General features: G+C 72.4%; 9 protein-coding genes and 2 pseudogenes. 3 read left to right on the forward strand and 8 right to left on the reverse strand.

Features of this window, described 5'->3' with window-relative positions; all coding sequences use genetic code 11:
• Positions 1-1,971, reverse strand: a 1,971-nt coding sequence (locus VIW71_RS04750; protein WP_331620688.1) for a polynucleotide kinase-phosphatase, incomplete at its 3' end; no start/stop codon positions are given.
• Positions 1,968-3,560 (reverse strand): 3' terminal RNA ribose 2'-O-methyltransferase Hen1, encoded by a 1,593-nt coding sequence (locus VIW71_RS04755; RefSeq protein WP_331620689.1) that lies wholly within the window; start codon positions 3,558-3,560, stop codon positions 1,968-1,970. The genes VIW71_RS04755 and VIW71_RS04750, both read right to left, overlap by 4 nt.
• 456 nt (positions 3,561-4,016) lie before the next feature.
• Between VIW71_RS04755 and VIW71_RS04760 the strand changes: the two genes are divergently transcribed.
• Positions 4,017-4,412: a nuclear transport factor 2 family protein gene (locus VIW71_RS04760; RefSeq protein ID WP_331620690.1), complete on the forward strand. Its 396-nt coding sequence runs from the start codon at positions 4,017-4,019 to the stop codon at positions 4,410-4,412.
• 160 nt (positions 4,413-4,572) lie between these two features.
• On the opposite strand, the gene mmuM is transcribed toward VIW71_RS04760, so the two are convergent.
• The 5 genes and pseudogenes from mmuM to VIW71_RS04785 all read right to left on the reverse strand — a co-directional run.
• On the reverse strand, positions 4,573-5,505 hold the full coding sequence (gene mmuM, locus VIW71_RS04765; protein ID WP_414720657.1) for a homocysteine S-methyltransferase: 933 nt from the start codon (positions 5,503-5,505) through the stop codon (positions 4,573-4,575).
• 76 nt (positions 5,506-5,581) lie between these two features.
• Positions 5,582-6,505 (reverse strand): LLM class F420-dependent oxidoreductase, encoded by a 924-nt coding sequence (locus tag VIW71_RS04770; protein ID WP_331620691.1) that lies wholly within the window; start codon positions 6,503-6,505, stop codon positions 5,582-5,584.
• 33 nt (positions 6,506-6,538) lie between these two features.
• Positions 6,539-7,072, reverse strand: a complete 534-nt coding sequence (locus tag VIW71_RS04775) for a DUF6099 family protein (RefSeq protein ID WP_331620692.1) — start codon at positions 7,070-7,072, stop codon at positions 6,539-6,541.
• Positions 7,073-7,207: 135 nt separating this feature from the next.
• A complete protein-coding gene (locus VIW71_RS04780) occupies positions 7,208-7,549 on the reverse strand; it encodes a nucleotide pyrophosphohydrolase (RefSeq protein ID WP_331620693.1) in 342 nt (113 codons plus the stop codon).
• Positions 7,550-7,800: 251 nt separating this feature from the next.
• A pseudogene (locus VIW71_RS04785) lies at positions 7,801-8,970 on the reverse strand (AAA family ATPase); the annotation flags it as partial.
• Positions 8,971-9,195: 225 nt separating this feature from the next.
• Here VIW71_RS04785 and VIW71_RS04790 point away from each other — a divergent pair.
• Entirely contained in the window at positions 9,196-9,741 is a 546-nt protein-coding gene (locus tag VIW71_RS04790; RefSeq protein ID WP_331620694.1) for a DUF1697 domain-containing protein, read from the forward strand.
• 241 nt (positions 9,742-9,982) lie between these two features.
• Positions 9,983-10,174: pseudogene (locus tag VIW71_RS04795) on the forward strand (plasmid stabilization protein); the annotation flags it as partial.
• A 64-nt stretch (positions 10,175-10,238) separates the two neighbouring features.
• Here the strand turns inward: VIW71_RS04795 and VIW71_RS04800 are convergent.
• Positions 10,239-10,622, reverse strand: a complete 384-nt coding sequence (locus VIW71_RS04800; protein ID WP_331620695.1) for a VOC family protein — start codon at positions 10,620-10,622, stop codon at positions 10,239-10,241.
• Between the last annotated feature and the right edge of the window lie 326 nt (positions 10,623-10,948).

The following is a 10,948-nucleotide window of genomic DNA, read 5'->3' on the forward strand; positions in this document are numbered from 1 at the left end:
CGCCCGCTCCCGCAGCCTGGCCAGCAGCGCGGACACGTCGGTGCCGCGGCCGGCCGCCGCCTCCAGGGCGGCGAGCGCGGGCGGGACGGCGGCACCGGCTGCCGCACCGACCGCCGCGTACTGCTTGCGCAGCAGCCCGGACGCCTTGAGCGACCAGGGCAGCAGTTCCGCGTCGAGCAGCAGCCAGTCGGTGCCCAGTTCCTCCCACAGCCCGGCGGCGGTGACGGCGGCGCGCAGCCGTGCCAGTACCTCCTCGGTGACGGCGGGGTCGTCGAAGAACGGCCGTCCGGTCCGGGTGTGCAGCGCGCCGCTCACCCCTTCGACGCCGAACCGCTTCGCCGCGGCGGCCTCGTCCCGGCAGACCAGGGCCACTGCCCGCGACCCCATGTGCTTCTCCTCGCACACCACCTGCCGCACGGCGTCCTCGCGGTACGCGGCGAAGGCCTCGGCGGGGTGTTCGAGGTAGCCGTCCTGCTGGGAGGTGGCGCACGGCGACATGGTGGGCGGCAGGTACGCCAGCAGGCGCGGGTCCACCGCGAAACGGCTCATCACCTCGAGCGCAGCGGCGGCGTTCTCCTCGCGGACCGCGAGCCGTCCCATGCGAGTGGTCTCGACGGTACGGCGGCCCGCCACGTCGTTCAGGTCCAGCGGTCGGCCCTCCCGGCCGCCGGGTGCCCGGAGGGTGAGCGGCTTGACCGGCTCGTACCAGACCCGCTCGGCGGGGACGTCGACGATCTCCCGTTCCGGCCAGCGCAGCGCGGTCATCCGGCCGCCGAACACCGCGCCGGTGTCGAGGCAGATGGTGTTGTTGATCCAGGAGGTGGTGGGGACGGGCGTGTGCCCGTAGACGACGGCGGCGCGACCGCGGTAGTCCTCGGCCCACGGGTAGCGGACCGGCAGGCCGAACTCGTCGGTCTCGCCGGTGGTGTCGCCGTACAGCGCGTGCGAGCGGACCCGGCCGGAGGTGCGGCCGTGGTACTTCTCCGGCAGGCCGGCGTGGCAGACCACGAGCCGGCCGCCGTCCAGGACGTAGTGGCTGACCAGGCCCTCGATGAACCGCCGCACCCGCTCGCGGAAGGCGGGGTCGCGCTCGTCCTCCCGGTCCAGTTGCGCGATGGTCTCGGCCAGGCCGTGGGTGTGCTGGACCTGACGGCCCCTGAGGTGGCGGCCGAGCTTGTTCTCGTGGTTGCCGGGCACGCACAGGGCGGTGCCCGCCTCGACCATGCCCATGACGCGGCGGAGCACGCCGGGGCTGTCCGGGCCACGGTCCACCAGGTCGCCGACGAAGACGGCGGTACGGCCGTCCGGGTGCGCGCCGTCCACGTAGCCGAGCTTGGCCAGCAGGGTCTCCAGCTCGGAGCTGCACCCGTGCACGTCGCCGACGATGTCGAACGGTCCCGTGAGGTGCGTCAGGTCGTTGTAGCGGCGCTCGGTGAGGATCTCGGCCGCGTCGATGTCGTCGGTGCCGCGCAGGATGTGCACCTTGCGGAAGCCCTCGCGTTCCAGACCGCGCAGCGAGCGGCGCAGTTCGCGCTGGTGGCGCTGGATGACGTGGCGGGGCAGCGTGGCGCGGTCGGGGCGGGCGGCGTTGCGCTGGGCGCAGACCTGCTCGGGGACGTCGAGCACGATCGCGATGGGCAGCACGTCGTACTCGCGGGCCAGCTTGATCAGGTGCCTGCGGCTCTCGGGCTGCACGTTGGTGGCGTCCACGACCGTACGGCGTCCGGCGGCGAGCCGCTTGCCCGCGATGTAGTGCAGGACGTCGAAGGCGTCGCTCGTCGCGCTCTGGTCGTTCTCGTCGTCGCTGACCAGGCCGCGGCAGAAGTCGGAGGAGATCACCTCGGTGGGCTTGAAGTGGCGGGCGGCGAAGGTGGACTTGCCGGAGCCGGTGGAGCCGATCAGCACGACGAGGGAGAGGTCGGTGACGGGGAGGACGCGGGGTGCGCCGCGGGTGGGCTGGGGCTCGGTCATGCCGCGGCCTCCTTGTCGTTTCTGGTGTCCGGGGTGGTCCTGGCGTCCGGAGTGGCGTCCGGGGTGGTGTTCGGCGCGGGGTTGGCGGCGCGAGTGAAGACGGCCATCTGGGTGGGCGGGCCGACCTCGGGGTCGTCAGGGCCGACGGGTACGAACCGGGCGTCGTACCCGTACTCCTCGGCCACCTGCCGCGCCCAGTCGGCGAACTGCGCGCGGTCCCATTCGAAACGGTGGTCCGCGTGCCGCACGTGGCCGGCCGGCAGCGACTCCCAGCGCACGTTGTACTCGGCGTTCGGCGTCGTGACGATCACCGTACCGGGGCGCGCGGAACCGAAGACGGCGTATTCGAGGGCGGGCAGCCGCGGCAGGTCCAGGTGCTCTACGACCTCGCTCAGCACGGCCGCGTCATAGCCCTTGAGGCGTGCGTCGGTGTACGCCAGCGAGCCCTGGAACAGCGCGACGCGCGACGACTGCCGCTCCCCCATCCGGTCCAGACGCAGCCTGCGCGCGGCGATGTCGAGGGCCCGTACGGATACGTCCACGCCCACGATCTCGGTGAACCGCGGCTCCTTGAGCAGCGCCGCCACCAACTGGCCCTGGCCGCAGCCGAGATCCAGTACCCGGGCGGCGCGGGAGGCGCGCAGTTCGGTGAGGATCGCCTCGCGGCGCTGGACGGCGAGTGGGGTGGGCCGCTCCCCGGGCGCCTCGGCCTCGACCGCGTCGCCGGACTCCTCCGGCGCCTCGGCCTCGACCATGTTGCCGATCCCCTCCGGCCCCTCGGCCTCGACCGCGTTGTCGATCTCCTCGACCTCGATGTCGTCGGCGTCGGCCAGCCGCGCCAGTTCGAGCCGCTCCCGCGCCTGCCGGGTCAGGGACCACCGCCGGGACAGGTAGCGGCTGGTGATCAGGCTCTGCTCCGGGTGGCCGGCCAGCCAGCCCTCGCCGAACCGCAGCAGCTTGTCCACCTCGTCCGGCGCCACCCAGTAGTGCTTGGCGTCGTCCAGCACCGGCAGCAGTACGTACAGGTGCCGCAATGCGTCGGCCAGCCGCAGCTCGCCCTCCAGCACCAGGCCGACGTACCGCGACTCGCCCCACTCCGGGAACCGCGCGTCCAGCGCCACCGGCTGCGCCGACACCCGCCAGCCCAGCGGCTCGAAGAGCCGGACGACCAGCGCGGCCCCGCCGCGGGCGGGCAGCGCGGGCACCTTGATCCGCAGCGGCAACGGCGCCGCGGCCCGCTCCGGCAGGGCCCGGCACTCACCGCGGAGCGCACTGGCGAACACGGTGCGCAGCGCCACCGCGAGCAGCGAGGACGCGGCATACGGCCGGTCGTTCACATACTGCGCGAGCGCCGCGTCGGGCGCCCCGCCGCGGCCCTTGCCTCTCCCCCGCCGCACCAGGGCGGGCGGATCCACCTCCAGCAGCAGCGCGGCCGTGGTGCGCTCCGCGGACGCCTCGGGATAGAAGACGTGCGCGTCACCGTAGGACGTGGAGAAGACCTGCGCCTTCTCCGGGTGCTTGTGCAGCAGGAATCCGAGGTCCGTGGCCGGACCCGCGGCGCCGCCGGTGGTGGAAACAGTCAGAAACACCCGGCCGAGTATTCCTTCTCCCCGCCCCCTCCCGCCCCCGTTTTTCCACCGCCCCGCCGCGATGTCCCTGTCCCTCGGGCACCGCCCTCGCCCTCGCCACTTCTGCGGCCGGTTCAGCGTCCCTCGACCGCCGACGACACCGGGACCGCGGGTGCTGCCGTTGATGCGTCCGGTGATCGCTTTGGGCACCTTCTCCGTTGAGGGCGGAGCAGTCGTCAACGGACAGACTGCGGGCTGCCGCCCAGGAGGGGACGCGGACCTCACGGACCGGGCAGCCTCGACCCGCGATCCGTCGACGTGTCCATGCTGTACCCGGTCCGCCAGGGAGACCTCGCCGACTCCGGCACCTGCGGAAGCCAGCGACGTTCCCCTCGCGATCTCGACATCCCGGCCCCGGCCTCGGCCCCGTAGGGTGGAAACGATCGTGACCTCGCACCCCACGGTCTGAGGGACGCCATGACACACGAGATGACCCCGGCGGTGACGCCGGACTGGATTCTGCAGATCATGCGTGAGATCGACAGCCTGGAGTTCGGTGCCGGGTTCGGGCACATGACCGAGGACACTGAGATGTTCTTCGGCACCGAGCACGTCCGCGGCGTCGAGGCGATCAAGGCGTTCTTCGTCAAGATCGACGAGCCGCTGAACGTCACGCACGAGGTGCTGGAGTTCTGGACCGCGGACGAGGTCCGCCTGCTGCGCGGGGAGGCGGCCATGGCGAGGAAGACCGAACCGCAGCGGGTGGTCCGCGCCCCCTTCATACACATCTATTACGTCGACGACACGGAACCGCCCCGGATCCGGACGCTCCGCGTCACCGCCGGCCCCCTGGAGACCGACGCCGTGCTGTGACCCACCCCCCACCACCGGACACCGCCGACCCCGTGCGGGAAGCCGGGCGGCCCGAGGGAGGCGGGTACGGCGGTGCCGTGCCAGGACAGCCGAGGGCTGGACCCGTAGAAGCCGGGGGACGTGCCTGCCGGCCCGGGGCCGCGCGGGTGGGTCCGGGCCGTCAGCCCCCGTCGTGCAGCGCGGCGGCGATGGCGGCGATCTCGGTGGGGCCCACACGGCAGCAGCCGCCGATGAGGCGGGCGCCGGACGCGCGCCAGCGGGTGACCTGGGCCGGGTCGAAGGCGGAGCCGCCGTGCCAGCGGCGGGCCTCGGCGTTCCAGTGCTCACCGCTGTTGGGGTAGACGACCACCGGTTTGCCGGTGGTCTCGGCCGCCACCTCGACGGCGTGGTCCGCGTCCGCGGGGGCGCAGCAATTCACCCCTACGGCGATCACGTCCTCCCGGCCCACCGCCAGGGCGAACGCGTCCGCAATGGGCTGTCCGGCCCGGGTCCGCTCACCGTCGATCGTGTACGAGAGCCACACCGGGACACCGGTCCCCTCAACCGCTCGCAGCATCGCCTCGGCCTCGTCGCTGTCCGGGACCGTCTCCAGCGCCAGCACGTCGGGCGCCGCAGCGGCGAGCGTCTCGATCCTCGGCCGGTGGAACCGTTCCAGCTCCCGCACGGTCCTGCCGTACCGCCCCCGGTACTCGCTGCCGTCCGCGAGCATCGCCCCGTACGGCCCGACCGACGCGGCCACCCGCACGCCCGGCCGGCCTCCGGCGGCCCGCCGGGCGAGTTCGACGCTGCCGCGCAGCAGCACTGACGTTTCCTCCCTTCCGACTCCGCGGTGTGCGAATCCCTCGTACGTTGCCTGGTAGCTGGCGGTGATGAGCACCCGTGCGCCGGCTCGTACGTAGGCGGTGTGGGCCGCCTCGATCTGCTCCGGGGCGTCGGCGAGCAGCCGGGCGGACCACAGTGCGTCGGACAGGTCGCAGCCCTGGTCGGCGAGTTGGTTGGACAGCCCCCCGTCCAGCACGAGCGTCTCCTCCGGCCCGAACAGCGCACCCGGAGCGGCGGTCCCGGGGGCGGGCCCGGGATCGGAGCCGGCCACGGCGGGCTGGGGACCGCGTCCGCCGGGACCGCCGGGACCAGGCTCGGGCGAAAGCGCGCGGGGCGTCATCGCGTGCTCACCCCACCTGCGAGCTGACCTGGGACGAGATCAGCTCCAGGTGGTCCAGGTCCTCAAGGTCGAGGATCTGGACGTAGAACCGGGTGGCGCCCTGCTCGGCGTACCGCCCGATCTTGTCGACGACCTCGGCGGGCGAACCGGCGAGCCCATTGGCCTTGAGCTCGTCGACCTCCCGGCCGATCGCCGCTGCCCGGCGGGCCACCTCGGCGTCGTCCTTGCCGACCGCGGCGACCAGGGCGTTGGAGTACACCAGGTCGTCCGCTTCGCGCCCGGCCGCCTGTACCGCCGCACGCACCAGGCCGATCTGCCGGCCGCTGTCCTCCACCGACGCGAAGGGCACGTTGAACTCGTCCGCGTACCGCGCCGCGAGCGCCGGGGTGCGCTTGGCGCCCATGCCGCCGATCAGTACCGGCACCTTGGCCTGCGCGGGCTTCGGCAGCGCGGGCGAGTCCTTCAGCGTGTAGTACGTCCCTTCGAAGTCGAAGGTCTGGCCGACCGGCGTCTTCCACAGCCCGGTGACGACGGCCAGTTGCTCCTCCAGCCGGGCGAGCCTGTCTTGCGGGAACGGAATGCCGTACGCGGTGTGCTCGGCCTCGTACCACCCCGCGCCGATGCCGAACTCGATCCGGCCGCCCGACATCTGGTCCACCTGCGCGACCTGGATGGCGAGGACGCCCGGCAGCCGGAAGGTGCCTGCCGTCATCAGGGTGCCCAACGTGATCCGGCTGGTTTCCCGGGCAAGTCCGGCCAGGGTGATCCACGCGTCCGTGGGTCCCGGCAGCCCGTCCCGGTCGCCCATCACGAGGTAGTGGTCGGAGCGGAAGAAGGCGTCAAAGCCAAGGTCTTCGGCGGTCTTGGCCACGGTCAGGAGTGTGTCGTAGCTCGCCCCCTGCTGGGGCTCGGTGAAGATTCGGAGATCCATTCCTCCATCCTGCCCGCACCGCAGGCCTCTCGGTCAAACGAAGTTGACCAGGGTCAATACGCGTACCCGGTCCTTCGCCTCGTCCACGGCGTCCAGCGCTTCGACGCGGATCCAGTACGCCGTCTCGTCCTCGGCCGTGCAGACGAGAGCCACCAGGGCTTGCCCGATCTCACCGAGCAGGACGCGCAGTGCCCGAAGCGTGCCCGCCGGATCGCGCACCGCGGTCAGCCGCAGGGCCCTCAGTGGTGCCGTGCCCGCCGAGACCACCGGTCCGGGCCCGGCCCGCACCACCGGCCGACCGTGATCCGCGCCCGCACCCCACTCCGTCGTCCCGCCGCACTCGTCCGGGCCGCCCCCGTCCCACTCCGTCCGGCCACCGTCCCGCGCGCCCGCTCCGTTCCCCGTGCCCCCACTCCACTCCGCGCGATTGCCCCCCTCCGGTGCCAGCAGCCGCCCCACCGCCTCCGTCAGCTCGTACGCCTGCCACGCCTCCGCAATGACGTCCTCAGGCTGCGGGTTTCTGCGCATCGCGCGTTCCGCCTCCGCCACCAGCCGTGCCGCGTCCATCCCGCTCGCACCTCCCGTGCACTGGGCGGCGGCTCTCACGCCACCACCGATGTCACTCAGCGTGACAGATATGGGGCAGAGCGGAAGGTCGGGGCGGCACATCTGTGGAGAAAGACCCGCCTGTGGAGAACTCGCTCACTCGGAGGGGTCATCCGGCCGTGGAAACCGCAGTTCATTACGGTCGATCTTGGCGGCGAGCGCGGCCAGCACATCGATGCCGAGCACGTCGCAGAACTGGAGCAGGTAGGCCAAAATGTCGGCCACCTCGTCCCGCACCCGGTGGGCGGTCCCCTCGTCGTCCATCACCGCTGCGGCCTGCTCAGGAGTCAGCCACTGGAAGATCTCCAGCAGTTCGGACGCCTCGACGCTGAGCGCCACGGCCAAGTTCTTGGGGATGTGGAAGGGCTGCCACTTGCGGGCTGCCGCGAAATCGGCGAGGCGGCGTTGCAGAGCCGCGAGGTCGGGTTGGTCGGTCACCCGGACTGGTCTACCGCATCCTCCCGGCCGGCGCCCTCCAGTCCGGAATCCGGCGGAGCGTCCGCCGGAGCCGCGCCCGTACGCGCGCCCGGGTCCATACCCTCCACGGCTGCCCGCTCGGCGGCTTCCGGCGCCGGATCCCCCTGTTCAGGCCCCGTCTTCTCCCGTCCGGCGCCCCCGCGCCCCGCACCCTCCCGTCCGGCACCGTCGCGCCCCGCAGCAGTGGGCTCCCCATCCTGCTCAGGGGCCCGCCGCGCCCCGCCGAGTCCCAGCACCGACACCCCGTCGAGCCCGTCCGCACAGCTCGCGTCCTGGACGGTGCCCAGCAGCCGGATGTGCCCACGCTGCGCCGCCAGCCCGGCGAGCCGCAGCAACTCGTGTACCTGGCGGCGGTCCAGCCCGACGTCGAGGCCGTCGCCGAGGACGGTCAGCACCTGGCCGGCCGGCAGCACCTCCGTACTGGTGTCGACGTCCAGCACGCCGGGTCCGGTGAGCAGCACCAGCGCCAGCGCAAGGAACCGAAGTTCGCCGTCGCCGAGCCGGTCCACCGGCACCCTGCCGAGCGGCCCCCGGTCCACCGCCGCGATCACCCTCTCGGCGGACACGCCCGGGCCGTCGGCCGGAGGTCCGACGGGCAGCGTGGTCAGGCCTTCCACAGGCGGACTGCACACCGCTCGCACCGCCTTCACCAGCGCCGCGTGGCGGGTGACGCACTCGCCCTCGGTCCTGGCCAGCACCGCGGAGAGGTTGTCGCAGGAACCCCGCAGCCGGCCGTCGCCCAGCGCTACGGGAGCGCGCATCAGCTCGGGCCGCGGCGCGACCGGGAACACCCCGCGCAGCGCCACCACCACCTGCTCGGCCGCGGCCAGCACCAGGCGTTGCCCGTCCGTACGCCCCGACACGCGCAGCGGCAGCAGCGCGGTGGCCAGCCGGTCGTCGGGCAGCGGGGCGCGGGTCACCGAGGCCGCGCCCGCGGTGTGCCAGGCGGCCTGGACGGTGGGGCGCGCGGGGTCCCGAAGTGCCGTGGTCAGCAGCGTCTCGCCCGCGCCGGCCAGCCGCTCGCCGACGATCCGCAACGCCGGCTCGGCCTGCACGGCGACGTCCAGTCGCACCGGGCCGACGGGGCCGGTCACCGTGCAGCCGATCCGGAAGCCGCGTCGGCCCTGCGCGTCCGGCTGGGCGCCCTGCGGCACGCACGCGGCGGCGCCGCCGCGCACCACCGTGCCGAACACCTCGTCGAGTCCCGCCCCGCAGGCCAGCCGGCCGAGCACGGTCAGCCCTTCCAGCACGCTGGATTTGCCCGTGCCGCTGCCGCCCGTGAGGAGGGTGAGCGGGCCGAACGCGAAGGTCGCGCCGCGGTGCGATTTGAAGGCGGAAAGCCGCAGTTCTGTGACGACGGGCCGGTTGTGGCTGCTGTTCATGGGCGGAAATTAGCCACCGGTCGGGGTGCCGAACCGTTCATGCCGGGAATTCGTCCCTCGAACGAGGGACATCTGAGCGCATCGCGCATGATCCGCACAGACCTGGAAAGCGACCCGTTGCACGGTTACGCTCCGTCACATGACCCACGTCATCGCCCGCAACAATCACACACAACGTCACATGCCACGCGCTTTCAGTCAGCAGTGCCCGCTAACGTGGCGATCGTGACGACGACCAGCTACGTCGCGCTGCTGCGCGGAATCAACGTCGGGGGCAAGAACAGGGTGCCCATGCAGACCCTGCGCGAGCTGCTCGCAGAGATCGGCGGCACCGGCGTACGAACACACCTGCAAAGCGGCAACGCCGTTTTCACACACGAGGAGGAGGATGCACTGCAGCTGGCCGCCGCCCTGAAGCGGCGCATCTCGGACGAATTGGGCCTGACCATCTCCTGTCTGGTACGGACCGGTGCGGATCTGCGGCGCGTGGTGGAGGCGAATCCCTTCCCCATGGAGGGCGTCGACGGATCGAGGTTCCTGGTCGTCTTCCTGTCCGGCCCCGTGCCGCTGGACAGGCTGGCGACCATCGACCCGGCGGCGTACGCGCCGGACGAGTTCCGACCCGGCGAGAGGGAGATCTACGCCCATTTCCCCAACACGATCCGCGACTCGAAGCTGGCCACGCTCTTCACCGACCGATGGCTCGGTCTGACCGCGACCGCCCGCAACTGGAACACGGTCACCAAGCTGCTCGCGCTCACCGAGAGCTGACGATCCCGCGGGCCGTGACGGCTCCTCCACGCCCTCGTACACGGCGACGACTGGTCACGGCTCAAACGGGCAATCCTTACGGTCACATCATCGGATTCCACAGGTGAGGGACCTCGCGACGACGTGATCCCGCCACCGGCCGCCCCGCTTCGGTCCCCGGTCCGGCAACAGCGGCTCGATCCTGGCCCGCTGGGCATCAGCCGGCGACACGCCAGACCAACGATCAGACGATCCGAAAGAAACGCCCCAGGCCCACAGCGCGAGCCGCACCTCCACCCGCGACATGTCCTCCAGCAAACGGGGCGGCCAGAGCTCCCACTCCGATGCCGACGGCCCCACCTGCGACCAGCTCTACGCGGAGGCCCGCCGCCGCAACATCCGCGGCCGCTCGTCGATGAACAAGGCGGAACGCAAGCCCGAGTTCGGGCGCTGACACCGACGGGCAACCCCCGGCCTCATGGGAACGGCCGAGCGGCTCGGCGCAAGGACGCACATGGTCAGAGGGGCCGGAGCCGGGTGTGCAGGAGGCAGAACTCGTTGCCTTCTGGGTCGGCCAGGACGTGCCAGCTCTCGGTGCCGGTCTGGCCGACGTCGACGGGCCTGGCGCCGAGAGCGAGCAGCCGCTCCAGCTCGGCGTCCTGGTCGCGGTCGGTGGCGTTGACGTCGATGTGCAGTCGGAGCTTCCCGGCCCGCGGGTCGCTGCTGGGGCTGAGAACGAGGGTGGGCTGCGGGCCGCCGAAGCCGGTGTCGGGCGGCCCGATCTCGATGCTTCCGTCGTCCTCCCGGCCGAGTTCGACGTAGCCGAGGACCTTGCTCCAGAATGCGGCGAGCCGGTCGGGATCGGCGGCGTCGATGACCAGCTCACTGATGCGGCACGCCATGCCCGTCAGTGTACGTAGACAACCCGAGAGTCGCTGCGGTCCGGGCGGCGGCCGTGGGAATTCCGAGGCGGGCCGGAGAGACCGCCTGGGTGTAGTGGCTGGCCGGCGCGTCGGCCGGGGAAGAGCCAGCGGGAGTCCCGGTTGGCCGCGGTACGTCATGCGTCCCACGCTGGGCCGCTGCCCGCCGGCCGGCGTGCGATGCCTGTGGGCAACCCGGTTACTTCACCGGGAGTACGTCGCTCCCGGCGGGTACGCGGTCGGGTGCACCCCCGTCCCGGCCCGGGGCGCAGGCGCCCTCGCGGCGATCGGTCGCGGTGCGGCCCGCT

The organism is Streptomyces sp., from assembly GCF_036524955.1.
Taxonomy (GTDB): domain Bacteria; phylum Actinomycetota; class Actinomycetes; order Streptomycetales; family Streptomycetaceae; genus Actinacidiphila.